Origin of the sequence: Nocardia sp. CA-129566 (genome assembly GCF_050956075.1) — a bacterium.
Lineage (GTDB): Bacteria > Actinomycetota > Actinomycetes > Mycobacteriales > Mycobacteriaceae > Nocardia.
In genome coordinates this window covers 238070-263336 of the sequence record NZ_CP192085.1, presented here as the reverse complement: position 1 = coordinate 263336, position 25267 = coordinate 238070, and the positions used below count along the sequence as shown (strand labels likewise).

The following is a 25267-nucleotide window of genomic DNA, read 5'->3' as shown; positions in this document are numbered from 1 at the left end:
GCGTCTTACCTCTGGATCACCAACCGCCGGTGGCGTCGAGGATGCCGTTGTGGGAGTTCCACAGCTCGGCCTCCCAGTACTTCCACGAGTGCGTACCCGCGGCCGGGAAGTCGAACTGCGCCGGGATCCCGAGCGAGGCCAGGCGGGCCTGGAACGCACGGGTGTTCACCAGCGAGAGCGCTTCCAGCGCCATACCGTTGGCCGTGTTGAAGTAGCCGACGGCGGAGTTCGGCCGGTCGTACTGACCCGGCAGACCGCTGGCCGCCGAGATGTACATCGGCAGACCCTTCAGCTGCGGGGCGAAGACGAACGGGTCCATCCGCAGCCACTGCGAGCTCCACGGCGCGGCCATCGAGTCGACGTTGTAGCGGCCCGCGTCCAGCATCGCGATGCGGATCGCCTCACGCATGCCCGGCGCGGAGATGTTCAGGTAGCCGGAGTAGGAGGCGGCGTACTTGAACTGGTCGCGGTGGTAGGCGGCCAGCGCCAGCGCGGCGGAGCCACCCATGGACAGACCGACAACCGCGTTGTTCGTGCGCGACACACCGTAGCCCTCGAGGAAGGCGGGGAGCTCCTTGGTCAGGAAGGTCTCCCACTTGTAGGTGGTCTTCTGGCCGTTGGTGTTGCTGGGCGCGTACCAGTCGGCGTAGAAGCTCGACTGACCGCCGACCGGCATGATCAGCGAGATGTTGTCGTTCTTGAACTGATCGAGGGCGTTGGTCTCGAACGACCACGCATTGCGGTCGTCGCGAGCACGCAGACCGTCCAGCAGGTAGACCGCCGCGTTACCGCCGCGCGCTGCCCACTGCACCTGGACCTTGATCGGGCCCATCACCGACGGGACCATCAGGTCCTCGAAGCCGCCCGACGGCGTCCGCAATGCGGGGCCGTGGACCGGTGCGGCCATGGCGACGGTCGGGCCCGTCACGCCTGCGGCGATCGGCAGCGCCAACGCAGCGGCACCGACACCCAGAATTCGACTACGCCAACCACGAGGGTTGCCTCGCCGTCCCGACTTGGTTCTCTTCGGCGCGGCCGCCCTGCCGAAACGCATGAATCCTGCTCTCTTTCTCCTGTTGTGGTGCCGCCCGTAGCCCACGAGGGGCCGGGCAGCACCCGTGCTGCCAACGAGACGCGCGTCACATGCCAACCGGTACCCGACATTCCGGCACAAGAGACGGCGCTACAACGATCTGGTCACACTTGCGCTCGCTGGAGGTTATTCGACGTGCGAAGTCTTAGCAAGACCGGGGTAATCGAGTGGCCGAATTCCGCCCGTTCACAAGCTGTGATCGTGCGGTGACCCTATCGCGTTCGCCCGGAGATGTCGTGTCGGAACGGGAATTTCGGACAAAGATTAGGGGGTACTAGGGAGTCCGGAATCGCTCACCCCAGGTTCCCGCTCGGATCCGGCGGCATCCCTAGCGCTCGACCGGGCCAGTAGTGGCCAGGTGTGCGCGCCGCCCGCCGGGTTATCGAAGACCGCGTTCGTGGGGCCCAGCCAGTCGGGCCGGACCAGCCATAGCCCTCGTGCATACCGGGCGCGGAGATATTCGGATAGCTCGAATACGCACCGGCATAGCGGAATTGCTCCAGGTATCAGGCACCCAGCGCCATGACCACGTCGATATTCCGCGATCACGAACGGCAGCGCCAACACTGGGGCCGTCCCAGCACCCGAATGTCGCAGCCACCCACCGCCGCAACCGCCGGCAACCATTCCGCGCACTCCGCCGGATCACATCGATTCGACCTTTTGCCCGTGCGATCACCGTTGATCGCCACTGTTGTACATGGCGGATCGACACTCGACGCAACGCTTCCCGCAAGCAGAAGATATCGATGTTTACCGTTTGCACATAGGCATATTGGAACCACAGCCGAGCGAAAAGCCGCTGCGATACCGAACCGTGATGGAGTCCAGAGAATTACCAGCGCAGACTCCTACTACGGACCCACGCCGGGCATGCGCACCGAAACTTTCCGCCGATGTTCTCATTAGCAACATTTGGGCAAACAATAGGTTGGCACAAAAGAGACGGACCGCCCGGTACTTCGGGCGGTCCGTCTCTCGGGTTGGGACTAACCGATATTGGCCGAGAGGTCCGGGATCATGCGATAGGCCTCGTCCTGCCAGTTCGTCCATGCATGCAGACCGGCGGGCGGGAACGAATACACCACGTTCTGCGCCCCCAATGTCATCATGCGGACCTGGAATGCCCTGGTATTCGCCAAGGCGAGCGCCTCGAGCGGCGCACCCCTGAGGAGGCGGTCCGTGGCCGCCAGGAACGGGATGGTCAGATCCTCGGACATCGGCAACCCACTACCGGCGGCCACCCATACTCGAGTGCCGTTCTGGATCAGGCGCGGCGCGAAGACGAACGGATCCATCCGCAGCCACTGCGGGCCCCACGGTGGCGCCATCGAATCCACGTTATAGCCGCCCGCGTCGATCATCGACGTCCGAATCGCCTCCCGCATACCTGGCGCCGAAATATTGAGATAACCCGAGAACGAACCGGCGAAGCTGAACTGATCCGGGTGATAGGCCGCCAGCGTCAGCGCGGCACTGCCGCCCATCGACAGACCGAATACACCGTTGCGATTCGGATTGAATCCCAAGCGATCTCGCAGCGCGGACCGCAATTGCTGGGTCAGAAAGGTTTCCCAGTCGTAGCGGTAGCTCTTGCCCGGCCCCGCCATGAAGGCTTCCGTCGCACCGGATCCGGTGGACGAACCCGCCGATCCCGGCGCGATGCCGAAAAAGTTGCTCGGCGCATTCCAGTCGGCGTAGAAGCTCGACATGCCCCCTACCGGCAGGACCACATTGATATTCCAGCTCGCCAGGACCTCGGGGACATTGGTCTCGATCTCCCAGCCGTTGAGGCTTTCCGGCGCCCGCTGGCCGTCGAGCACGTAGGCCACACGGTTGGTGTTGCCGTCCGCCGCGCGTAGCACCCGAGTCTTGATCGGGCCCATCACCGGGGAGTCGACCCAGAAGTCGAAGGCCGCCGGGTTGAAGCCCGCCGATGCGGTGGCGCCACTGCCCGCGATGGCGATCCCGACCGGCAAGAGCATCGCCGTCGCCATGCCGAGCGCCCATTTCTTCGCCCAGGAACCACCGGTCGCCCGGGTCGAGGAACCGACAGAGCTTCCGGGCCAACGCTTCCAGCGCACACTTCGCATTCGACTCGACCTTTCGTCCGGACGGCCAGTCAGCAAACTATACGCAACTTCGACCGACCCCCTCATCGGACATGCAGACGGATCATCCCTCATAAAACGGACATTCCACCTGTAGGCATGCCCTCCGTGCATCAATCAAACAATGAACGCCTCTATGTTGCTGGAAAGTGATCCAACTCACAACTATCGGTAGACATCTCGCAGCTGATTTGTTGTCAACCACGGTTACGGACTGACACCTGGCAAACGAAGAACCGCCCGATGTGCGAACACACCGGGCGGTCAGTTCACCGCATTACTCGACCCCACGGAGCGAGTCTTACGAGCGACGTTCGCGGCCCGTCTCGCGTCCGAGTCGTCGAAGCGCATGCGACGAAGTCGCAAGTCTCGACGGCTCGGACGCGAGACACCAGGGGGCCGCGAACACGCAGCGCCGCAGGCGCTGCAAATTAGACAGAGCTCAACCGATATTCGCGGAGAGGTCCGGAATCATGCGGTAGACCTCGGACTCCCAGTTGTGCCAGTTGTGGATACCGACCGACGGAAAGCTGTAGGTGACATTCTGGGCACCCAGCGTCGCCATCCGGACCTGGAAGGCCCGGGTGTTGACCAGCGCGAGCGCCTCGAGCGGCGTGCCCTGGATGATGTCGATCGGCGACGACGCATCGCTGGGACCCGGCAGCGCGCTACCCGCGGCGACCCACAGCCTGGTGTTGTTCTGGATCAGTCGCGGCGCGAAGACGAACGGGTCCATGCGCAGCCACTGCGGGCCCCACGGCGGCGCCATCGCGTCGATGTTGTAGCCGCCCGCGCTGATCATGGCGACGCGCAGCGCCTCGCGCATACCCGGCGCGGAGATGTTCAGGTAGCCGGAATACGAACCGGCATAGACGAACTGATCCGGGTGGTAGGCCGAGAGCGTGAGCGCGGCGCTGCCGCCCATGGACAGACCGAAGACACCGTTGCGGGTCGGGCTGAAGCCGAGACGGTCACGCAGCGCATTGCGCAGATCGCTGGTGAGGAAGGTCTCCCACTTGTAGGTGTTCGACTTGCCCAGCGTCTCGTTCCATCCCGAGGAGCCCGTCATCGCGGAACCGGAGGAGGAACCATTGGCCGAACCCGACGAACCGGTGCTCAGACCGAGGAAGTTACCGGGCGCGTTCCAGTCCGCGTAGAAGCTGGACGGGCCGCCGACCGGCATGACGACATTGATATTCCACTTGGTCAGCTCGCGGGCGACCTCGGTCTCGGCCTCCCAGCCGTTGAGGTCACCGCGGGCCCGCATGCCGTCCAGCGCGTACACCACGCGCCCGGTGTTGCCGTCCGCGGCGCGGAAGATCCGCGACTTGATCGGCCCCATGCTGGAGTCGACCCAGAAGTCGAAGGCGTCCGGATTGAACGCCGCCGACGCGGAACCCGCCGGACCTGCTACTGACACCCCGAGCGGCAGCAAGATAGCCAGCGACATCAGCACCGACCGCTTGAACCACGCACCGGCTCTACGGGTTTTCAGACGTCCATTCTGCGCGTTTCGCCCGATCACGCCTCGCATCTAGTTTCGGCCTTTCGTTATGCGGCCGTATCTCGACCGCTTTCTCTACGTTGACCGCTGAGGTTTGCCCACGTCGAAGGGAACGCCCCCAGCGGGCGTACTCACGTACCCTATCGCTACATCGATGTGGTGGCGTTATCAAAAAGAGATAAAGCGATATGCGCCACGTTTATTGTCGCAGGTCATCGATACAACTGGGCCCAGGGAGGTCCCTGAGCCCAGTGTGACTGGAGAGGCGAGCACCAGCCACTGGGAGAGCAGTCACTTCAGCGTTGCGGCTGCGGGTACGGGTCGACCAGTCCGCACCGCTCGATTTCGTACTTCGGCACGCGATCGATCCGGTACTTCGCGAAGTGCAATGCGTGGAGCAGGTTGTGCTTGAAGCGGCCCCAGGTGAGCGGATCCCGGTAGGAGATATCCAGCGCCACGGTGTCCGGGCAGGTCATCGCGGTGCGGGCCTGGGTGACCCACTTTTCGTCCATGTACCAGGGCATCCACGGATGCCGATCGACCATGCCGGTATCCACCACGACCCAGTCCGGATACAGGCTCTTGTCGTGCCCGATCCGGCCGTCGGTGAGCCGGTCGCTATGCGCGGCAAGCGGATAGGCCAGGCCCATCTGATCGATGACGCGCACGTCCAGCGGGACGTTCATGCTGGTCATACCGAGGTTCAGGAAGTAGACGGTATGCCCGGCGCCGCCGTCGGGAATCGGCTGCGGCGGGGGCGCGACGTACCAGAACATGAACGACGGCGAGTTCAGCAGCAGACCACCATGGGGGGTTTCGGCGATGTTGTTCACCATGGCCCGGATGCGCGGGTAGTCCATGTAGTCCTCGGCCAGGATGGGGTGGTCGTGGCCGGTATTGAGCACGTAGTAGACGCGCTCGTCGACGATGCCCGACGCGCTGATCTTGGTGCCGGTCTTGATGGCGGTGGTGTTGGCCGCGAACAGCGCCCAGCCCGCGGTGCCGAGCAGCGCGCACAGGATCACCGCGAAGGACCAGTCTCCGGCCGTCGTCGCGCGCAGGCCGCCCTCGGGCACCCGCACCGGCACCACGGCGACCGGCAGCAGCAGGCAGAACAGCTGCGGCAACAGCATCCGACCGTGCATGAAGTCGCCGCCGACGCGCAGGGCGTAGACGGTGAGCACGAATCCGCTGCCGAGCATGAGTGTGACAACCGCGCTGGGCGAGTGCAGCCATTCGCGCACCCGGCGCACCGTCCAGCGGCGCTGCTCATCCGACGCTGATGCGTCCGCGGTCTCGGTGCGGGCCGAACGGGCCGCGAGCACTCCCATGAGCAGCAGCACGAGCAGCGGCACCCACAGGTAGTACGGACCGACCAGATCCCAGAGGTATTTGAAGCCCTGCCCCCACTTGGCGCCGCCCGCGTCCTTGGCGACCGCGGTATTCGGATAGGGCAGGCCGTAGTAGCCCATCCGCCAGACCTGGTAGCCCATCGGCACCAGTCCGGCGACGACAACGATCAAGCCGCGCAATACGATCGGGCGCAACCGGGACTCCGGCATCGGAGCCAGGAAGATCATCAGCAGCGCCAGCGCGCCGACCAGGGTCATCTCCGGACGGATCAGCGGAGCGAGTCCGGCCAGGAACACCAGACCCGACAGTGCGGGCAGTTTCACCCGCTCGGTCTGGCTCCAACGCATCAGCTGCCACCAGAGCAGGCCGAGCCAGCAGATGACCAGACCGCTCTCCAGTCCGGAGGTCGCGTAGTCGCGGGCGGGGGGCACCGCGATGTAGACGAGCACGCCCGCTGGCAGCAGCAGCGCCGATTTGGTGCCGCCCCACAGCCGCGCCGTGCCGAGCATGGCGAATACGATCGCCAGCATCGAGACGGTCAGCGCGACGCCGAGCACGACGTACTCGAGCCGGGCCCTGGTGAGCCAGCTGAAGAACCACACCAGATAGGTCCATGCGGTACTGGTGTTCGTTTCGACGCGCTCCCCCGCGTTGAAGACCGGCCCGTTGCCCGCCAACAGGTTTCGCACCGTGCGCAGCACGATGAGGCCGTCGTCGGCGATCCAGCGCCGTTGCCAGGCGCCGACCGAGAAGAGCACGACGGTGAGCGCGATCCCACCGACGAAGGTGGCTCGGGATAGCCGCGCGGACCGCAAGCCGGAACGAGCCGACCTCTCGGTCGGCTCCTCCGTTGCTTGTGCTGTTCGCTCCACTCCCTCTACCAACAGTTCGTCAGGTGAGATAGACAGCGACACCTACCGCTCCGATCCAGGCGATTGCGAGGAACTGGAGAATGCGATCCCCCAGTGCGATCTCTTCGGGTTCACCGGCCTCGCCGCCATCGACGTCGACCGCGTAACGCAGGATTGCGATGGTAAACGGAATCATCGAAATCGCGAACCAATTGGTGTGTTTCAGATTGTCCTGTTGGAACGCCCACAGGCCGTAGAACACCACCACTGCCGTCGCGGCGAGGGTCCAGATGAAGCGCAGGTAGGTCGGCGTGTAGTACTCGAGCGACTTGCGGATCTTGGCGCCGGTGCTCAGCGCGATCTGCAGTTCCGCATAGCGCTTGCCCGCGGCCATGAACAGCGAGCCGAACGCCATGATCAGCAGGAACCATTGCGACAGGTCGATATTCGCGGCGGCGCCACCGGCCACGGCGCGCAGCAGGAAGCCCGAGGACACGATGCAGATGTCCAGCACGGCCTGGTGCTTGAGGCCGATGCAATAGGCCAGCTGGATGCCGATGTAGACGGTCATCACCACGGCCAGATGCCACGAGGCGAGGAACGATCCCGCGATCGATCCGAGCAGCAGCACCACCGAGAGCAGGTAGGCCAGATTGACCGGGACGACGCCCGCGGCAATCGGGCGGAACCGCTTGGTCGGGTGCGCCCGGTCGGCCTCCACATCGAGCGCGTCGTTGACCAGATAGATGCCCGAGGCCGCCATGCAGAAGACCACGAAGGCGAGGCCGACGTGCGCGAGCACCGTCAAGTCGGTTGCCGTATCGGGACCTGCCGCCAGTGGTGCGGCGAGTACCAGCACGTTCTTGACCCACTGGCGCGGCCGGACCGCCTTGAACAACCCACCTGCCAGCGTCTTGGGTGGGCCCTTGACGACCGCTTCGGCTAGGTCGGTGCTGGTCGGCTCTTCACTCATGTCAACCAAGGTCTCTTCTTGTGCGGTCACTATCGAGTCTCTTTTCGGCGGCAAGCACAACAGCGGCGGACGCGGCGCCGAGCGCGGAACCGGCGAGCACGTCGGAGGGATAGTGCACCCCGAGCACAACCCGGGAGAGCAACATCGGTGGGACGAGCACCGCAGGCAAGGGTAGCCCGGTCAATCTTCCGAGCAACACCGCAGCCGCCGTGGTGGAGGTGGCGTGTGAGGACGGGAAGCTCAGCTTGCTCGGCGTCGAGACGTTGACCTGCACCGATGGATCGTTCGGGCGGGGCCGCCGGACAATGCGCTTGATCACGATGGATGCGGCGTGCGCGCCGACCGCGCCGAGCGCGACCCCGGCCCACTGCCGCCGCCGCGGCTTGTCGACGAGCCAGCCCGCCGCGGCGATGCCGACCCAGCCGAGCGCGTGCTCACCGAAGTGCGACATGCCGCGGGCCGCCTTGACCACCTCGGGCTTACCACCGATGGCGGCCTGGACCGCGTTGATGATCTTGACCTCGGGTGGCTGTCCCGACGGGATCGCGGACACCGGACCGCCGTGGCCGTTCGCACTCGGCGGGTGCACCGCGGTGTTGTCGTCCGCGGCCGGGGCTTCCAAACTCACTGCTGCTCATCTCTCGTGTCGATACCGAAGACGTTCTCCCACGCCGCCGTGCTGGTCAGCATCGGGTGGGCGGCGCGATAGCGCTGCTGCATCTCCGGGAAGCGGGCGGCCAGCTCCTTGCGCAACCGCATGGCCTCCTTGAACAGTCCGAGCGCCTGGCGCGGATCGCGCTTGCGGTAGACAACGCCGCGACCGTCCGCCGTGGTGACAGTGACGCCGTCGACCTGTGAGAGCAGGAACCAGCGGGCGTCCAGCGTCGGCACATTCAGCTGCGGACGCTCATGGTGTTCGGCATGCGCCGGGCGGAAGTTGTGCACAACCCCCTTGGCCAGGCGGACCACCTTGGCGATCGGATTCGCCGGTTCACCGACCGCGCCGACACCGATATGGCTGGCCAGCGGCAGTTCGGTGGAAGACGGCAGGATGACCGCGTCCGGGAACTGCTTGCGCATTTCGTGCACCGCGCCGAGCGCGCTCGGCAGCAGTTGGAACAATCGCTCCGGGCCGGCGAGGAAGTCCTTGATCGCCAGGTTCTGAATGGCGACCGTCGAATACTCCAGGCAGAGTAGGTGTTTCAGGGTCGCCTTGACCGTGTTGACGACCATGCCGCGCCCATTGCCAGGCATATGCAGAGATGCGACCACCAGCCGGTTGCGCAGGTGGAAATACGCCTGCCAGTCGATCGCGTCGTCCTTATCGCTCCACGCCATATGCCAGACCGCGGCACCGGGCAGGGTGACGGTCGAGTAGCCGTGATCGCGTGCGCGCAAACCGTATTCGACATCGTCCCACTTCAGGAACAGCGGCAGCGGCTGACCGATCTCCTCGGCGACCTGACGGGGGATCACACAGGTCCACCAGCCGTTGAAGTCGACGTCGATGCGTCGGTGCAGCAGCTTGGAGTTGTCGCGGTCCTTGAGCGGGTACTTGGAGAAGTCGTGGTCGTATTCGACATTCGGCGCGGAGGTCCACATGAAGATGCCGCGATCCACGACCTCACCCATGCTGTGCAGGTGCGAGCGCTCCTGCAGATTGAGCATCTGGCCGCCGACCAGCATGGGCGATTTGGCGAAGCGGGCAAAGGCCAGTGCGCGCAGGATCGAATCGGGCTCGATCTCGATATCGTCGTCCATGTAGACGATGTACTGGGCGTCGGTGGTCTTCAGCGCCTCGTACATGACCCGGCTGTAGCCACCCGAGCCGCCGAGGTTGGGCTGGTTGCGGATGGCGAGCCGATCGCCGAGCACCGCGGCGGCCTCGGTGAAGCCGGGTTCGTCGACCACCTTGCGGTTGCCCTGATCGGCGACGATGACCGCGGCGATCTTCTCCAGCACCAGCGGATCCGAACCGAGCGCGGCCAGGGTCTTCACCAGATCGGTCGGCCGGTTGAAGGTCGGCATGCCGACCGCGATGGTGCCCGCACCGGGCGCCTCGACCGGTGCGTACCAGCCGCCAGCCAGCAGGGTGACCGCGGTATCGGTGGTGATGTCGAACCAGATCCAGCCGCCGTCTTCGAACGGGCCGAGGTCGGTCTCGAATTCGACGTGCACCGATTCGGTGCCTGTGTCGGATTTGCGGCGCTCCCCGGTCCCTCCGTGGTCACGCTCCGCTGCCTCCTCCGGGCCCTGAGCTCGCGCCGCGAGCGCGACCGCGAACTCCTTGCCCTGCACGTGGATTCGCGAACCGTCGGCCTTGGACCGGTAGACGTCGACGCGGCCGTGTCCGGCCAACTCGAGCCGCAGCACCACCGAGGACAGGATGCTCCAGCGCCGCCAGTAACTCGCGGGCAACGCGTTGAAGTAGGTGCAGAACGACACCTCCGACTCCGCGCCGATCGACAGCGAGGTGCGGGTGGTGGCGTGCGCGCGCCGCGCGTTGGTCGGCGACTCCTCGACATAGAGGGTGCGCACGTCCAGCGGTTCACCCGGCCGGGGCAGGATGATGCGCTGCAGCAGCGACTTCGCGCGAGTTCCGGTGGTCATGTCTTCCAAAATCGATTGGGAGGTCATTCGTTGCTTTCATCCGAAAGAGGCTCGCCCGACTCCAGGTGCGGCCGCAGGACATTGTCGAACATGCTGAGCGCGCTGCCGATGGCCATATGCATATCCAGGTACTGGTAGGTGCCGAGACGACCACCGAAAAGCACCTTCGCCGTCGCGGTTTCCTGCTTGGCCAGGCTGCGGTAGGCCTGCAGCTTGGCACGGTCCTCCGGCGTGTTGATCGGATAGTACGGCTCGTCACCGGTCTGCGCGAAGCGTGAGTACTCGCGCATGATGACGGTCTTGTCGTTCGGGTAGCTGTCGCGCTCCGGGTGGAAGTGGCGCGGTTCGATGATGCGGGTGTAGGGCACGTCCGAGTCGTTGTAGTTCATCACCGAGGTGCCCTGGTAGTCACCGGTATCGAGCACCTCGGTCTCGAAATCGATGGTGCGCCAGCCGAGTTCGCCCTCGCTGTAGTCGAAGTAGCGGTCCACCGGGCCGGTGTAGACGACCGGTGCGTCCGGGTTCTCGGCGCGGATCTGCTCGCGCACGTCGAACCAGTCGGTGTTCAGCCGGACCTCGATCAGCTCCGAGGCGGCCATATTCTCGAGCCACTTCGTGTAGCCCTCTGTGGGCAGACCCTCATAGGTGTCGTTGAAGTAGCGGTTGTCGAAGGTGTAGCGCACCGGCAGGCGGGTGATATTGCCCGCGGGCAGTTCTTTCGGATCGGTCTGCCACTGCTTGGCGGTGTAGTCGCGGACGAACGCCTCGTACAGCGGGCGGCCGATCAGCGAGATCGCCTTCTCCTCGAGGTTCTGCGCGTCCTTGGTCTCGACCTCCGATGCCTGTTCGGCGATCAGCTTGCGCGCCTCGTCCGGGGTGAAGTAGCGGCCGAAGAACTGGGAGATCAAACCGAGGCCCATCGGGAACTGGTAGGCCTGCCCCTTGTGCATCGCGAAGACCCGGTGCTGGTAGCCGGTGAATTCGGTGAACTGGGTCACGTAATCCCACACCCGCTTGTTCGAGGTGTGGAACAGGTGCGCCCCGTACTTGTGCACCTCGATCCCGGTTTGCGGCTCCGGCTCCGAATAGGCGTTGCCGCCGAGGTGGTAGCGACGATCGATTACCAGCACCCGTTTGCCGAGCAGACTGGCGGCGCGCTCGGCGACGGTCAGCCCGAAGAATCCGGAGCCGACGACGATCAGATCGAACTGTGAGGCGGAGTTTGCGGAGTTACCCGGGGACGATGCGACGGTCACGGGAGCCCAGCGTATCGGAAGTCCGCGCGAGGTCCGGGTGGAGTCGCGAGGTAGGGGCGAGCGGAGCCGATGCCATCCGAATTTCTCCTGAAGTTTGCCGAAACGAATACGCGGCGGCAACTGAGCGGCTATTACATATCCACGCGAATTGATCAGACGTCCAGTTCGCGGCCCTCGCGTTGGTTCGTCGACTGCACCAACGCTGACCTTTTCGAGCGACCTGCAAGCAATCGCAAGCGGCCTGACCCGGAAGACCTGATGATGCGTAACTCTCCTGCCCGGCTCGTGGGCGCTGCCTCGCGCACCGGCGCGGCCCTATTCATATGCCTGCTCGCCCTGGTCGCAGTGCTCGGCGGCTCGATAGTCGTCCCGGCTCCCGCGCGAGCGGCCGAATTCGATGCCCTGGCGTCGACGCCGGTCGAGGACGCGGGCGGGCTATGCGTCACCGGCGCGCCGACCTTCGACGACATTGTCACCGCCGCCGCGACAGCGCTGCGCACGGCGGTTCCGGCCGCGCAGATCGCCGCCTTCGACCGTCAGGTCGCCGATTTCCGCAACACCATCGCCGCGGTGCGGGTGCACCGGGACGGACTGCCGGTCGCGCCGTCGACAGTGAACGAGCGCACCGAATTCCTGGACGATCCGATCGTCACCTACCTGGTCAACGGGCTGGATGCGGTCCGGACCGGGCGACTGGACACCACCATGTCGGTATCGCGACTGACGGTCAACGACGTCATCGAGGTCTTCATCCTCGCGACCCGGATCGTGAAGATTCCGGCGCAGTTCGCGGCCAGTCTGGTGCCCACCGTCGGGTTCTTTCTAAAGCCGATCGTCGGCGCGGTGTTCAGCGGTGTGAAATCGCTGGCGCGCACGGTGCAGGACTTCCTGGCCGCCAACTGCACCGCGCCGAACGCCTATCCGAAGCTGGTCCTCGACGAATCCCTGTACACCGAACACGTCGAATTGCCGACGCCGCTGGTCGATCTCGCCAACACGCTGGTGCGGGCGAACGGAACGTGCACGCCCGTCGCCGAATTGACCACGCGGATGCTGGTCGAACGCACCAGGGCCTTCCTCGAACAGGCCGATCTGCCGCTGGACCGGGCCGGATTGAATGCGGGAGCCGAATCGCTGCAGGGTTTTCTGCGCGATAACCGGGTCACCAAGCTGGCGCTGATGCGCCGCACCGAGGAGTTGGGGCCACTCGTCGACGCACTCGACTACGGTCCGGTGACCTTCCTGACCAACCTCGGCTTCGATCTGTACGAAGGCAAGGCGCTCGACACCGTCGCGTTGGCGGATATGAAGGTGGAGAACGCCTTCGACCTGGCCACCCTGACCTTGGATGTGACCAGCCTGCTGCTCACCGTCGCCAATCTGGCGGCCGGATGGACCGGCGTCAGCGACGCCGTCCTGACACCGCTGTCGATGGTGCAGACGCTAGCATTCGCGCCGACCACATACGGCGCACCGATTCTGAAGGGTGTCATGCAGTCGATGTGCGCGGTGTAGCCCGCAGGTGGGCAGCCCGAATCCCGCGGATGGGCGACGGCTCGGCCGTTGATACAGCATGTCCCGGTGTCGGCCCGGCAGTCGTATCGCAGCGCGATACGACTGCCGGGCCGGATCCGATCGAAACTCATTCGGGGAACCCGATATCCGATTCGACGGTGTCGCGGGCGGTGTACATGCGCCAATAGTGGTCGCCCAGTTCGTCATTGCTCATGCGGACGATCTCCACGCCCGCCGGGATGACTTCGGGGTGCTCGTCGACGATGCGCTCGGCCTTGCTGTTGCCGATCAAGACGCCGATATTGAGCAGGCCCACGTAGACGCCGGTGCCCTGGAGTTCGATGGCGAGTTGGCGGACGTAGTTGCGTTGGGCGCCGAGGGCGACACCGACGTTGGAAAGGTACGGGAGCGGGTTCTTATCGGAGACTCCGGAGGAGAACAGCAGCGCTCCTTCGCCGCGCTCGAGCATTGCGGGGGCAACGGCACGGGTCATCCAGATCGGTGAGTAGACCTTCACCTCCAGCGGGACCCGCAGGTTGTCGGCATCGACGTCCCGGGTCGATGGGATGCGGTCGGTCATATCCATGGCGGCACCGTGCATCGCGACGTCGATCCGGCCGAACTTGTTCGCGATGTCGTCGACCGCACTGCGCAGCTGCTTCTCGTCGGTGAGATCCGCGGGGAAGGCCGCAGCCTCGATGCCCTCGGCGGTCAAATCCTCGACGTGCTGGTGCGCCTTATCCGGATTCCGGCCGATGACCGCCACCCGGAACCCCTCTCGACCGAACCGCCGCCCGGTCCCCATGCCGAGTCCGGGCCCGAATCCGAATATCGCGATCGTCTTGGTCATACTTCCTCGCTAAGTTGAGCAGTGGTTCAAGTTAGCTTCGACGGTAGCATTAACTTGAACCCATGCTCAAGATAAATCCGTACTCGGATTTGTAGGATCGGCGAATGCCCGTGGACAAGCCGTTACGCAGCGACGCCCAACGCAACCGGGACGCGCTCGTATCAGCCGCCCGCGAGGTCTTCGAGGAACGCGGCCTCGATGCACCGCTCAAGGAAATCGCCGCCCGCGCCGGGGTCGCGATCGGCACGCTCTACAACCGCTTTCCCACCCGCGACGATCTCATCGCCGCCGCCGTCGAGGACCGCATCGAATCCGGTGCCCGCATCGCCCGGGAAGCACTCGAAATCCAGGACCCCTGGGACTCTTTCGTCTATCTGGTCGAAAAGGTCTGCGAACTCCAGGCGGCCGACCGCCTGCTCAGCGACCTCGCGCTACGCGGCGCCCCGAGCCCCGCCATTGCCCGCGCCCAGGAATACGGCCACGGCCTGATGCGCCGAATCGTCACCCGCGCACAGGAATCCGGCGCCCTGCGCCCCGACTGGGTCCTGGAAGACATCGCCTTCATCACCTGGTCGCATACCCGCATCATCGAAGCCACCGCCAGCATCGCCCCCGAAGCCTGGCGCCGCCACCTCGCATTACTCCTCGACGGCCTCCGCGCCAGCGCCGCCCACCCGCTCCCCGTACCCCCCATCACCGAAGACCAACTGATGCAAGCGCTTCGGGGCTAGCCGATAGCCGCACCCGGCCCGCAAACAGTTGCGGCCTCGTCATCAGTTGCGGCCGTATACGGCGTGCATCTTCGGTAGGGCGCGCAACTGGCTTCAGAGCGACTGGACCGGCCGCCTAGCGAGGCCCGGGGACCTGCGGCGAGGTCACTGGTACGGATAGGGCGGCTGACCGACAGGAGGCTGCTGCGGATAGTGCCCGGGCTGAAAGCCGGGCTGCTGATAGGGATCCGGTACCGGCTGTCCATATGCATGCCCGAAGGGCGCAGGCTGCACATAAGGCGCGGCATACGGTTGGACCGGCTGACCGTAGGGGTGGTGCATGCGGGCCGCGGCTATCCAGCGGCCGGTGGAACTGACGGAAGCGCAGATGAGGATGGTCAGCGGGATGACGCCCACGATGACACTGACGAGAGTGCCGGTGACAATGCCCAGGGCGGAGCCGATCAGGCTGAGCGAGGACATGATGATCAGAATTACCCGGCCCGCCGTTCTCCGCCGGAACAGGAGCGCCGCACCGAGCAGCCAGAGAAATGCGATGAGTCCGCCGAGTGCGATCAGGGCGTAGACGTAGCCGGGCACCGGCGGTGCGGCCGGAGCGTGGCTGCCGTAGTCGTGCGACTTGTTGCTCTCATCGATCGCGACGAACAATCCGATGACCACGCCGCCGAGTCCGAGCAGACCGACGATCACCGCGATGACCGCGGCAGTGATCGCGGTGCCACCACTCGCTCGCTGCTGATAGCCGTATGCGGGTTGCGGATAGCCATAGCCCGGGTGGCCATACGGGTAACCCATCGAGATCTCCCTCCCACTTCGATCGCGAAACTGTACCGCGCCATGGCGGTTTCGCTCGATGCGAGCGCGATCAGTAGGTCAGGACAGGGTGGGGCGGACGGGTGCGGCGGGCGGCGGTCCAGCGGGCGGCGTATCCATTGGCGGCCAAGAGGAGAACGAGCAGTGGTAGGGCGAGCCCTATTGCGCCGCGGAGCAGGTTTTCCTGGATCAGGGCGCTCATCTGGCCGACGAGGCCGAACAGCGGTGGCACCCAGGCGGGATGGTCGGCGGTGGACCACCAGAAGATGCCGAGGCCGAATTCGTAGTTGGTGAGCGAAAAGGCCAGTCCGACAATGCCGATGGCGATCGAGACGCCCGACGCGACGATCAGCGTGTATCGACCGGTCTCGTCCTGACGCCAGAGCTGGACGCCGCCGAAGATCAGGGCGAAGGCCATCAGTGCCGCGCCGAGTGTGGTGAAGATGACGAGGGAGTTGTCGAAGCGGCCGCGATCGCCGATGAAGTCGTTCAGCAACGCGGTACCACCGATCAGCTCGGTCAGTCCGCCGAGCACCGCCAGCACCGCGGCGGTCTGCGCGACCGCACCACTCGGGGCCCGATCCCCACTCTTGTACAGCATCGTCGACGCTCCTCCCCGCTCGTTGCGGACCACCCGATCCTACGGCTGCCGCGCTCGGCTCAGTAGCGTCGCGATCCCGGCCGGTCTACGGCGGCCGCGATCGGCCCCGGTTCGGCTGCTCGTCGAGACATCGCCGGTGAGCCCACCCGGCCTGGGCCCGCGTCCCGACTGCGCGGAACCGAATCGCTGCGGGAGATATCGCAAAGCGGGGCGTCCGCACGCAAATGCGGACGCCCCGCTACTCGATCCCCCAGAGCACGCGAGCTTTCGGACTACCGGAGGTTGGCCTCGGCGTACGCCTTCATCGCGTCGCGCACGAATTCGGTTGTCCCTTCACCGTGTACGTCGTAGTTGGCCGCGAATCGCGGGTCGGCGACGTACATTTCGCCGAGTCCGGTGAAGTGCTCGAAGGACGGGCGGCGCTGGGAACCGCCGCTCACCCAGTCGTAGTGCCGCGCGACAATGGCCTGGACCTCGTCGCTATCGGGGGCGAGACCGGCCGCGTGCGCCCGGCCGTAGTCGGCGGCGATATCCAGGTGGGCCTGGAAGTGCGCCTTCTTATCCGCCTCGCTGAGCGAACGCCACCAGCGGTCGCTGCGCTCATAGGCGTCCTTGCCCCAGCGTTCGATCACCTCATCCTTGTACCGAGTGTGGTCGAAACCGTCGAAAACCTCTGCTGCCATGAGTTGTTCACCTCGTTCCGTCTTGTGCAGCGTGTTGGTCACCGACTCGATCTGGCGCCGGATCCGATCCTGTTCGTGCCGCAGCAGTTCCAGGTGCGTGCGCAGCGCGGCGGCGGTGTCCTGTTCGCCCGCGAGAACTTCGGCGATGACCGGAAGGCCGAGGCCGAGTTCGCGCAGTAGCAGGATGCGTTGCAGCCGAACCAGGGAGTCCTGGTCGTAGAAGCGGTAGCCGTTGGCGCCGATCCGGCTCGGCGGCAGCAGCCCGAGCTGGCCGTAGTGGCGCAGTGCGCGGCTGGTGGTACCGGCCGCCTTGGCCAGATCCTGGATGGACCATTCGGTGCCCGATTTCATCACCTGTTCTCCCTTCTTTCTCGTCGGTACAATCAGCTTGCAAGTTGACGTTACGTCAAGGTCAACCCATTTCGACCTGGACTTTCTAACGGACTCTCACCGACGCGCGACGCTCGGTCACCGCGGGCGCCACCCGTGGCTTGGCGACAACCTGGCCGAGCAGGGTGCCGCCGAGGGCGATGACGAGTCCGAGCACCTGCAGCGGGCTCAGCGCCTGGCCCAGTGCGATCCACCCGATCAGCGCCGCCGAGACCGGGCTGAGCAGTCCGAGGAACGCGACCGAGGTGGCGGGCGCCCGGGAGATGCCGCGGAACCAGAGGAAGTACGCCAGCGCCGTGCCGATCACGCCGAGGTACAGGTAGCCGCCGATGGCCGAACCGTCGAGCGCGGGCGGCGCACCCTCGATCAGGAAGGCGAGCGGTGCGATGAACAGGCCGCCCGCGGTGAGCTGCCATCCGGTGATCGCGAGCGGTCCGACGCCTTCGGGCCGACCCCAACGCTGGGTGAGCACGGTGCCCATCGCCATGGACGCCGCGCCCGCGAGTCCGGCGATGACGCCAACGGTGTCGAGTTGGGCATTGGCCCGCAGCACGACGAGCGCGACACCGAAGACACCGATCAGACCGGCGATCACCTTGCGCCCATTGGGCTTTTCGGCGAGTACGACGGTCGCGAAGGCCAGCGAGAACATCGGGGCGACCGCGCCGAGTACTCCGGCCACACCGCCGGGCAGCCGGTACGCGGCCAAGAACAGCAGCGGGAAGAACGCGCCGATATTGAGGACGCCGAGTGCGGCGGCGCGCCCGATCCAGATGCCGCGCGGCAGGACGCGGGTGATGGCGAGCAGCGCGAGCCCGGCGGGCAGTGCGCGCATCAGCGCGGTGAAGAGCGGACGGTCCGGTGGCAGGAATTCGGTGGTGACGGCGTAGGTGGAGCCCCAGGTGATCGGGGCGAGTGCGGCGAGCGCCAGGGTGCCCGCGTACGAGCTACGCGCGGCGGTGGTTGTTGTCATGTCGGTCGCTCCTCATTGATAATCTCAACGTTGAAATATCTACTCGATGCGATAGCTCGACGTCAAGTAGATGAATGTTGAGATAATCACTATCGAGAGGAATGCCGTGGCCGATGCGATCGATCTGTTCACCGCGCACTGGAACCGGGAACGGCCGGACGTCGACGTATCACCGATGGCGGTGATCGGGCGCATCCAGCGACTGTCCCGACTGCTGGAACAGGAGCTGAAGAAGTTCTTCGCCGGACACGGACTCGAGTTCTGGGAGTTCGACATGCTCGCGACGCTGCGGCGCTCCGGCGGCGCGAAGGGACTCACCGCGGGCGCGCTGAACCAGGTCGCCATGCTCACCTCGGGCGCCATCACCAATCGCATAGACCGACTGGCCGCCAAGGGCCTGGTCGAGCGCATCCCATGCGCGGAGGACCGCAGAGCGATCCTCGTCCAGCTCACCCCGACCGGCCGGACCCTGATCGACGAACTGCTGCCCCTGCACATGGCAAACGAACAGCGCCTACTCGCCGTCCTCGATCAACAAAGCCGAGGCCAGCTGGCAGACCAACTCCGCACCCTGGCCGAATCACTCGGCGACATCCCCACATCCTGACCCGGCAAGCAACCGAACCAGGGCCTACCCCGCGACCCCCTTCCACAGTTCCTCGCTCGTCGGCGCAACAGAGACAGCCGGTGGCGGGGTCGACGCGGTCCTCGGTGCGACGGTATTCCCGGGCGCAACCGTGGTATACGGCGCAACATCACTGCCCAGCACTACGAAACCCCCTGGCGCTGTAGCACTCTCGAGTCCGCGGCACCTCCGGGCACCGCTCCGTCGGGCGAGGCACTGCCGCCGGGCAGCGCGGCACTCTGTTGTCCGAGCACACCGCCGAGCACTCCCCCCTCGGGCGAGACACTGCCGCCGGGCAGCGCGGCACCCTGCGGTCCCAGCACACCCGCGGGCACCGGACTTTCAGAGCCGAGGACACCTCCGGGCATCGCCCCATCGGGCAAGGCACTGTCGCCGGGCGGCACCGCACCCTGCGGTGCCAGCACACCCGCGGGCACCGGACTTTCAGAGCCGAGGACACCTCCGGGCATCGCCCCATCGGGCAAGGCACTGTCGCCGGGCGGCGGCACCGCACCCTGCGGTGCCAGCACACCTGCGGGCACCGGACTTTCGGGACCAAGGACACCTCCAGGCATCGCCCCATCGGGCAAGGCACTGTCGCCGGGCAACACGGCACCCTGCGGTGCCAGCACACCTGCGGGCACCGGACTTTCGGGGCCAAAGGCGCCTCCCGGCATCGCCCCGGGCGAGACACTACTGCCGGGCGGCGCGACACCCTGCGGTCCCAGCACACCCGCGGGCACCGGACTTTCGGGACCGAGGACACCTCCGGGCATCGCCCTCTCAGGCGAGACACTACCGCCGGGCAACGCGGCACCCTGCGATCCGAGCACACCTGCGGGCACCGGACTTTCAGAGCCGAGGACACCTCCGGGCATCGCCCCGGGCGAGACACTGCCGCCAGGAAGCGGTGCGGTCCCGGGTGCGCCGTTGGTGCTCGGTCGCACTGCACTTCCCTGGGGCACCGTGCCCGCGGGCGGCACCTTGCCGCCCGGCTTACCCTCGTGGTTTGTGGTCCCGTGGGGATCCGGCATCAGTTGCATGAGGGTGGTGAAGTCGACGACCCTGGCGCCGAGTGTGGGGGTCGCGATGATGACGCCGTTGGCGAAAAGGCGGTAGGTGCCAACGTTTTCGGAGAGGGCCATCTCGGGGCCGAGGGGTTGGCCCAGCGCGCTGTTCGCGCCGCCGATCCGGCGGTATTCGGCGTCGATCGGCGATTCGACTACGAGGGTCTGCTTGCGCGGGTCGATGGGCGGTATGGCCGCGCCGACCACCGGGGTGCCGAGTTCGGCCGGTGTGGGGCCGACATCGAAGGCGTAGATATCGGCGGGTTCCCCGCCGTCGGGGGCGGCGGAGTACTCCGCACGCAGAATTCGCCCGTCCCGTAGCAGCACCGTTCCCGCGGTCGCCGCGATGGCCTGGGTCGCGCGCGGATCCTCCTTTGCGGTACCCGGATAGACCTGGCAGTCGGTGGTGTCGCAGGTCTGCGCATAGGGGTAGCGGTGTTCGGCGAGCGCGTACGAGCGCGCCGCGATCGCCTGTGCGCGAAGGCCTTCCGTCGCACCTTTATCCGCCCAATTGGCCTGCACCTCGGCCGGGACGAGGCCCACCAGATAGTCCTCGATATCGACGCGATTCACCGTGCGTGCCTCGCCGTTGTCCATCGCAACGCCGAGCGAGCCGCGATAGGCCGAACCGCCGCACAGGGTCAGATGTTCGGCGGCGGGACGGTTGGGCCGCGGGTTGAGCGGGTAGATCCACGGATCGGCGACCGTCCTTTGCCACAGCACGCCACCGTCACAGCCCATCGTGACCACCACATTCGCGCCGCCGTCGGGTAGCGCGGTGAGGTGGGCGACCTGACCGGGCGAGAGCAATTGGCCAGCGACCCGCAGCCCGGCGTCAGCGTAGGCGTCAAGTGAGGAATCGTCCTGTTCCACTAGTCGCACCCCGACGGTGGTTGCTGGAATCTTGCCCAGCGTCGCGCCCGGGTAGTAATGATCGAGAATGCGCTCGGCGGCCCAGCCCTCCCGTGCGCTGTCGAACGCGCCGACCTGACTCATCCCGCGCCCGTGACCCGGTCCGGCGAGCGGCCGATACGACGGCGTGTCGGTCGGCCAGACCCAGCACGCGATCACAGTTGCGGCCAGCACGGCCGCACCGCCCGTGAACAGCGCCGGACGGATGGATATCGGGGTTCGCGGTATCCATCTACGGCCAATTCGCCTACGTGCCACTGTCGTTTTCATCCGCATTTTCCGCTCCCCCGCGGTCGCCCATATCGCTGCTGTTCGCGTCGCATCCGTTCACTCCCACGGTTTTTCGGGACCTGATCGGTTCGATACCGCCCGGCATGTCGTGCCATCCGCTGGCAATCCGAGAGCTACATTCGAGCAATCGTATAATCCTCAACCAGAGGTTTAGATTTGTGACAGTTGTGAACTAGTGTGGTCGTTGAGGCATCAGGAAGCAACCCTGACATTCGTGCAGATGATCGCTCGGTTCGACCTGAATGGAGACGCTCGTGCCGTACCGCAAACCGAAACGTTCCTACGTGCTCCCGGTTGTCACCACTGTTGCGGTAGCGGCCCCGCTCGCGACTTTCACGCTGGGCGACTCGACCGATTACCGTTCGACCACCAGCAGCGAGCTCGCCGCAATACCCGCACAGATGGCCGAAGTGGTCCTCACCACGGTGCCCGACATCACCCTTCCGCTACGCGAACTCACCGGTCTCGACCTACCTGATCTGCATCTTTCGGATCTCCGCATGCTGCCGCTTCCGGATTCCGTCCCGATTCCGCAGGACCTGCCGCTGCCGCCCGGCATACAGCTACCGAAGGAAATCCCGATCCCCAAGCTTCTCGGACAGGGCGCCCCGGGCCAGTCGGTTCCGGGCCAGTCCCTTCCGGGCCAGCCAGTTCCCGGCCAGTCGGTTCCGGGCCAGTCGGTTCCAGGCCAGTCGGTTCCAGGCCAATGGGTTCCAGGCCAGTCCCTTCCGAGCCAAACCTTCCCCGGCCAAGCGACTCCGGGGCAATCCACCACTGGCCAGGCCATTCCCGGCCAAACCGCGCCGGGCCAGAGCCCCCACACAGGTCAGGGCACCACCCCCGGACAGAACACCACCCCCGGCCAATCCCATCCAGCCCAATCGGTTCCAGGCCAATCCCATCCGGGGCAATCGCTTCCAGGCCGATCAGTTCCAGGCCAATTGACTCCCGATCAAACCTTCCCTGGCCAAGCGACTCCGGGGCAATCCACTCCTGGCCAGGCCATTCCCGGCCAAACCGCGCCGAGCCAGAGCCCCAACACAGGTCAGGGCACTACCCCCGGACAAACCCTTCCAGGCCAATCGGTTCTTCCGGGCGATTTGGCTCCCGGTCAAACCTTCCCCGGCCAAACGACTCCGGGGCAATCCACTCCTGGCCAGACCACCCCCGGCCAAACCGCGCCAGGCCAAAGCCCCCAAACAAGTCAGGGCACCACCCCCGGCCAAACCGCGCCTGGCCAAAGCCCCGACTCAGGTCATGGCACCACTTCTGGCCAGGGCACTACCTCCGGCCAATCGGCGCCAGGCCAGAACCCACAAACAGGCCAGGGCACTACCCTCGAACAGGACACCATCCCCAGCCAAACCACTCCCGCTCAGCCCGGCCAACGTCATCTCTCGGCCGCCACTTTCATCGCCGACCCCGGCCAGCTGGAATCCGGAATCACCCCGGACACACCCGCACTGGCACCCGGGGCCGTCCCGCCGGAGCTGCTCAGCCAGGTCGGTGCGCAGGTCAAGGAAGTCAGTCAGGATACACCGTTCAGCGTCGTCGCATTGACCGCGCATGATCTGGCGAACGCCAAGGCGATGGTTCGGGCCCGGCAGCCCGATGACACCTGGGGTCCCTGGTACGACACCGAAGCCGTCGATACTCGCCGCAACGATCGGGCGGCGGCGGGCGGCACCACCGGCACCGAACCGATCTACGTGGGCAATACCAAGTCGGTGCAGATCCTGGTGACGCGCAAGCCGACCCCGGCCACCTCGGCATATCCGCCGATCGCGGGCGATGCGGAGGGCGCCGTGCCGATGCGGCGCACCCAGGCCGCCCCCCGCTCGGACGATCCGGCCCAGACCGCTGACGCACTGACGGCCGTGCTGATCGATCCTGGCCGTGCGGCCATCGACGGCACGCTCACCGATGTCGCGGCGGCGCTGCCCAGCGGCGGGCCCAATGTCATCACCCGATCCCAGTGGGGCGCCGACGAATCCATTCGCTGCGAAGACCCCACCTACGACGACCAGGTCGGCGGCATCACGGTGCACCACACCGCGGGCCGCAACGACTACACCAAGGCCGAATCCGCGGGCATCGTCCGCGCGATCTACACGTATCACGCAAAGACGCTGGGCTGGTGCGATATCGGCTACAACGCGCTGGTCGACAAGTACGGCCAGATCTTCGAGGGCCGCTTCGGCGGACTGGACCGTCCGGTGCAGGGCGCGCACGCGGGCGGGTTCAACGAGAACACCTCGGGTGTGGCATTGATGGGCAACTACGAGTCCGAGGAGCCCTCGGCGGAGGCGCTCGACGCGGTCGGCCGGTTCATCGGCTGGCGGTCCAAGATCGCGGGCCTCGACCCCAAGGGCTACACCACGATGTACTCCGAAGGCACCGAATTCACCTTCTATCCGGAGGGCGAGGCGGTCCAGTTGCCGATCGTGTTCGCGCACCGCGACGTCGGCAATACCAGCTGCCCCGGTGACGCGGCCTATGCCGATATGGATCGCATCCGCGATATCGCCGCGGGTATCGCCGCCGGCACGTCGAGCAAACCGCAACGACAGGTGCAGGCACCCCAGCAGCAGGCGCAGGCACCGCAGTCGCAGACCGCCCCGCGCCCCCAGCTGGATATCGCGACGCTGGCCGCACTGACCGCGAAACTGCTCGGCCTGGTGAATCAGAACCCGATCGCCAAACATTGGGCCGATAAGGGCGGTCCGGACGGCCCGCTCGGCGCGGCCGCATCGGAGCCGCTGCCCGCCGCGCAGGGCCAGCAGTACGCGAAATTCGTCAACGGGTACGTCTACACCAACGCGAATGGCCAGGTGTACGAGGTGATGGGCGCGATCCTGGACCGCTTCCTCGCCCTCGGCGCCGACGCTGGCGTCCTCGGCCTCCCGCTGAGCAATACCTACCCGGTGCCGAACGGACTGCGCACCGACTTCCAGTACGGCTCACTGGTTCTCAACGAGCTGACCGGCATCATCACCACCGTCTGGAAGGCCTACAACGAAACCAACCAACAGCAGATCAACCGCAGTCCGATCGGTCAGGCCAGCGCACCGGCCGGCTGACCGACGCACCCACGCCGAGCCCAGCTGCGACGATCGCGTCGACCAGTTGGGCTCGGCGCATTTCTGCGCCTGAAACCCACTGGGCCGCTTCGATATCCGCGATCAGTCGGCCGAACTCCGCTCCAGTTCATTGGGATTCGGTCAGCTCAGACCCACCAGCGCTCGAGTACTTGCGCGACACCGTCTTCGGAATTCGCGCCGGTGACTTCATTTGCGGCGGCGAGCGCTTCCGGGTGCGCGTTGGCCATCGCGACGCCGTGGCCGACCATGGTCAGCATCGGAACGTCATTGGGCATATCGCCGAACGCGATGATGGCCGAATGTTCCACACCGAGGCGCTGGGCCACTATCGCCAGGCCGGAGGCCTTGGTGACGCCGGGGGCGGACAGTTCGATCAGGCCGTGGTCGGTCGAGTAGGTGATATCGGCGCGGTCGCCGATCAGCGGTGCGAGGACCGCACGCATATCGGCGCTGCGGGTGCCGCGTAGTCGCACCAGCATCTTGATCGCGGGCGCATCGATGACTTCCATGCGCGAGACCTCGGTGTCATCCGGATTCAGCCATGCGTGCTCGTATTCCGGCGAGCTGACGAATTGCGGCGTCACCGCATCGTGGGCGCTGGCGCCGACGCGTTCGGCGGCGAGGCCACAGCCGGGCAGCGCGCGTTCGGCCAGGTCGGCGATCCAGGACAGTGTCTCCACATCGAGCGTGCGACTGGCGAGCACCCGATCGGCGGCGCTGTCGTAGATCACCGCACCATTGCCGCAGACACACAGCGGCGCGTAGCCGAGTCCTTCGACCACCGGATCGATCCAGCGTGGTGGCCTGCCGGTGGCAAGGACGAATGGCACACCGTCGGTGATCAGGGCGGCCACCGCCGCCTTGGTTCGCGCGGTAACCCGCTCGTCGTGATCGATGAGGGTGCCGTCCACATCGGTGGCAACCATCTTCGGCTTGGGCAGGTGCAGGCGCGTCACCTATTCCA

The 25267-nt window shown here is 65.9% G+C and carries 19 protein-coding genes; 4 read left to right on the top strand and 15 right to left on the bottom strand.

Features of this window, described 5'->3' with window-relative positions; translation table 11 throughout:
• Positions 1-16: 16 nt before the first annotated feature.
• The 8 genes from ACQP0C_RS01195 to glf form a co-directional block, all read right to left on the bottom strand.
• Positions 17-1054, bottom strand: a complete 1038-nt coding sequence (locus ACQP0C_RS01195) for an alpha/beta hydrolase (RefSeq protein WP_433729736.1) — start codon at positions 1052-1054, stop codon at positions 17-19.
• A 1028-nt stretch (positions 1055-2082) separates the two neighbouring features.
• Positions 2083-3186 (bottom strand): alpha/beta hydrolase, encoded by a 1104-nt coding sequence (locus tag ACQP0C_RS01190; RefSeq protein WP_433729734.1) that lies wholly within the window; start codon positions 3184-3186, stop codon positions 2083-2085.
• A 460-nt stretch (positions 3187-3646) separates the two neighbouring features.
• Positions 3647-4654: an alpha/beta hydrolase gene (locus ACQP0C_RS01185; protein WP_433729732.1), complete on the bottom strand. Its 1008-nt coding sequence runs from the start codon at positions 4652-4654 to the stop codon at positions 3647-3649.
• A gap of 350 nt (positions 4655-5004) precedes the next feature.
• Positions 5005-6945 (bottom strand): flagellar motor control protein ZomB, encoded by a 1941-nt coding sequence (gene zomB, locus ACQP0C_RS01180; protein WP_433734819.1) that lies wholly within the window; start codon positions 6943-6945, stop codon positions 5005-5007.
• Between the two features lie 7 nt (positions 6946-6952).
• Entirely contained in the window at positions 6953-7885 is a 933-nt protein-coding gene (locus tag ACQP0C_RS01175; protein ID WP_433681846.1) for a decaprenyl-phosphate phosphoribosyltransferase, read from the bottom strand.
• Position 7886: 1 nt separating this feature from the next.
• The gene (locus ACQP0C_RS01170) at positions 7887-8438 is read right to left on the bottom strand and encodes a phosphatase PAP2 family protein (protein WP_433734818.1); all 552 of its coding nucleotides are present in this window, start codon (positions 8436-8438) and stop codon (positions 7887-7889) included.
• Positions 8439-8509: 71 nt separating this feature from the next.
• Positions 8510-10522, bottom strand: a complete 2013-nt coding sequence (locus ACQP0C_RS01165; RefSeq protein WP_433729730.1) for a glycosyltransferase — start codon at positions 10520-10522, stop codon at positions 8510-8512.
• Positions 10519-11751: a UDP-galactopyranose mutase gene (gene glf / locus ACQP0C_RS01160; RefSeq protein ID WP_433729728.1), complete on the bottom strand. Its 1233-nt coding sequence runs from the start codon at positions 11749-11751 to the stop codon at positions 10519-10521. Before glf ends, ACQP0C_RS01165 begins: the two co-directional genes overlap by 4 nt.
• 258 nt (positions 11752-12009) lie before the next feature.
• Between glf and ACQP0C_RS01155 the strand changes: the two genes are divergently transcribed.
• A complete protein-coding gene (locus ACQP0C_RS01155; RefSeq protein WP_433729726.1) occupies positions 12010-13266 on the top strand; it encodes a hypothetical protein in 1257 nt (418 codons plus the stop codon).
• A 127-nt stretch (positions 13267-13393) separates the two neighbouring features.
• Here ACQP0C_RS01155 and ACQP0C_RS01150 read toward each other — a convergent pair whose 3' ends face one another.
• Positions 13394-14116 (bottom strand): SDR family NAD(P)-dependent oxidoreductase, encoded by a 723-nt coding sequence (locus tag ACQP0C_RS01150; protein ID WP_433729724.1) that lies wholly within the window; start codon positions 14114-14116, stop codon positions 13394-13396.
• Positions 14117-14220: 104 nt separating this feature from the next.
• Here ACQP0C_RS01150 and ACQP0C_RS01145 point away from each other — a divergent pair, with 104 nt between their 5' ends.
• A complete protein-coding gene (locus ACQP0C_RS01145) occupies positions 14221-14847 on the top strand; it encodes a TetR/AcrR family transcriptional regulator (protein WP_433729722.1) in 627 nt (208 codons plus the stop codon).
• Between the two features lie 144 nt (positions 14848-14991).
• Here ACQP0C_RS01145 and ACQP0C_RS01140 read toward each other — a convergent pair whose 3' ends face one another.
• The 4 genes from ACQP0C_RS01140 to ACQP0C_RS01125 form a co-directional block, all read right to left on the bottom strand.
• Positions 14992-15642 (bottom strand): hypothetical protein, encoded by a 651-nt coding sequence (locus tag ACQP0C_RS01140; RefSeq protein ID WP_433729720.1) that lies wholly within the window; start codon positions 15640-15642, stop codon positions 14992-14994.
• A gap of 70 nt (positions 15643-15712) precedes the next feature.
• Complete coding sequence (locus ACQP0C_RS01135; protein WP_433729718.1) at positions 15713-16261, bottom strand: hypothetical protein; 549 nt, start codon at positions 16259-16261, stop codon at positions 15713-15715.
• A 272-nt stretch (positions 16262-16533) separates the two neighbouring features.
• Positions 16534-17295 (bottom strand): MerR family transcriptional regulator, encoded by a 762-nt coding sequence (locus ACQP0C_RS01130; protein WP_433729716.1) that lies wholly within the window; start codon positions 17293-17295, stop codon positions 16534-16536.
• 85 nt (positions 17296-17380) lie between these two features.
• Entirely contained in the window at positions 17381-18307 is a 927-nt protein-coding gene (locus ACQP0C_RS01125) for an EamA family transporter (RefSeq protein ID WP_433729714.1), read from the bottom strand.
• A 106-nt stretch (positions 18308-18413) separates the two neighbouring features.
• Between ACQP0C_RS01125 and ACQP0C_RS01120 the strand changes: the two genes are divergently transcribed.
• Positions 18414-18914 (top strand): MarR family winged helix-turn-helix transcriptional regulator, encoded by a 501-nt coding sequence (locus ACQP0C_RS01120; RefSeq protein ID WP_433729712.1) that lies wholly within the window; start codon positions 18414-18416, stop codon positions 18912-18914.
• A gap of 161 nt (positions 18915-19075) precedes the next feature.
• On the opposite strand, the gene ACQP0C_RS01115 is transcribed toward ACQP0C_RS01120, so the two are convergent.
• Positions 19076-21085 (bottom strand): SpoIID/LytB domain-containing protein, encoded by a 2010-nt coding sequence (locus ACQP0C_RS01115; RefSeq protein WP_433729710.1) that lies wholly within the window; start codon positions 21083-21085, stop codon positions 19076-19078.
• Between the two features lie 1673 nt (positions 21086-22758).
• Here ACQP0C_RS01115 and ACQP0C_RS01110 point away from each other — a divergent pair.
• Positions 22759-24282, top strand: coding sequence for an N-acetylmuramoyl-L-alanine amidase (locus ACQP0C_RS01110; RefSeq protein WP_433729708.1), 1524 nt, complete (start codon positions 22759-22761; stop codon positions 24280-24282).
• A 146-nt stretch (positions 24283-24428) separates the two neighbouring features.
• On the opposite strand, the gene ACQP0C_RS01105 is transcribed toward ACQP0C_RS01110, so the two are convergent.
• The gene (locus ACQP0C_RS01105) at positions 24429-25229 is read right to left on the bottom strand and encodes an HAD family hydrolase (RefSeq protein WP_433734817.1); all 801 of its coding nucleotides are present in this window, start codon (positions 25227-25229) and stop codon (positions 24429-24431) included.
• Positions 25230-25267: the final 38 nt, after the last annotated feature.

Excerpts from the sequence above, each read along its gene's own strand:
- ACQP0C_RS01195 (WP_433729736.1), bottom strand. The coding sequence starts at position 1,054 with ATGCGTTTCGGCAGGGCGGCCGCGCCGAAGAGAACCAAGTCGGGACGG.
- ACQP0C_RS01190 (WP_433729734.1), bottom strand. The coding sequence starts at position 3,186 with ATGCGAAGTGTGCGCTGGAAGCGTTGGCCCGGAAGCTCTGTCGGTTCC.
- ACQP0C_RS01185 (WP_433729732.1), bottom strand. The coding sequence starts at position 4,654 with ATGTCGCTGGCTATCTTGCTGCCGCTCGGGGTGTCAGTAGCAGGTCCG.
- ACQP0C_RS01175 (WP_433681846.1), bottom strand. The coding sequence starts at position 7,885 with ATGAGTGAAGAGCCGACCAGCACCGACCTAGCCGAAGCGGTCGTCAAG.
- ACQP0C_RS01165 (WP_433729730.1), bottom strand. The coding sequence starts at position 10,522 with ATGACCTCCCAATCGATTTTGGAAGACATGACCACCGGAACTCGCGCG.
- ACQP0C_RS01155 (WP_433729726.1), top strand. The coding sequence starts at position 12,010 with ATGATGCGTAACTCTCCTGCCCGGCTCGTGGGCGCTGCCTCGCGCACC.
- ACQP0C_RS01150 (WP_433729724.1), bottom strand. The coding sequence starts at position 14,116 with ATGACCAAGACGATCGCGATATTCGGATTCGGGCCCGGACTCGGCATG.
- ACQP0C_RS01145 (WP_433729722.1), top strand. The coding sequence starts at position 14,221 with ATGCCCGTGGACAAGCCGTTACGCAGCGACGCCCAACGCAACCGGGAC.
- ACQP0C_RS01140 (WP_433729720.1), bottom strand. The coding sequence starts at position 15,642 with ATGGGTTACCCGTATGGCCACCCGGGCTATGGCTATCCGCAACCCGCA.
- ACQP0C_RS01135 (WP_433729718.1), bottom strand. The coding sequence starts at position 16,261 with ATGCTGTACAAGAGTGGGGATCGGGCCCCGAGTGGTGCGGTCGCGCAG.
- ACQP0C_RS01130 (WP_433729716.1), bottom strand. The coding sequence starts at position 17,295 with ATGAAATCGGGCACCGAATGGTCCATCCAGGATCTGGCCAAGGCGGCC.
- ACQP0C_RS01125 (WP_433729714.1), bottom strand. The coding sequence starts at position 18,307 with ATGACAACAACCACCGCCGCGCGTAGCTCGTACGCGGGCACCCTGGCG.
- ACQP0C_RS01105 (WP_433734817.1), bottom strand. The coding sequence starts at position 25,229 with ATGGTTGCCACCGATGTGGACGGCACCCTCATCGATCACGACGAGCGG.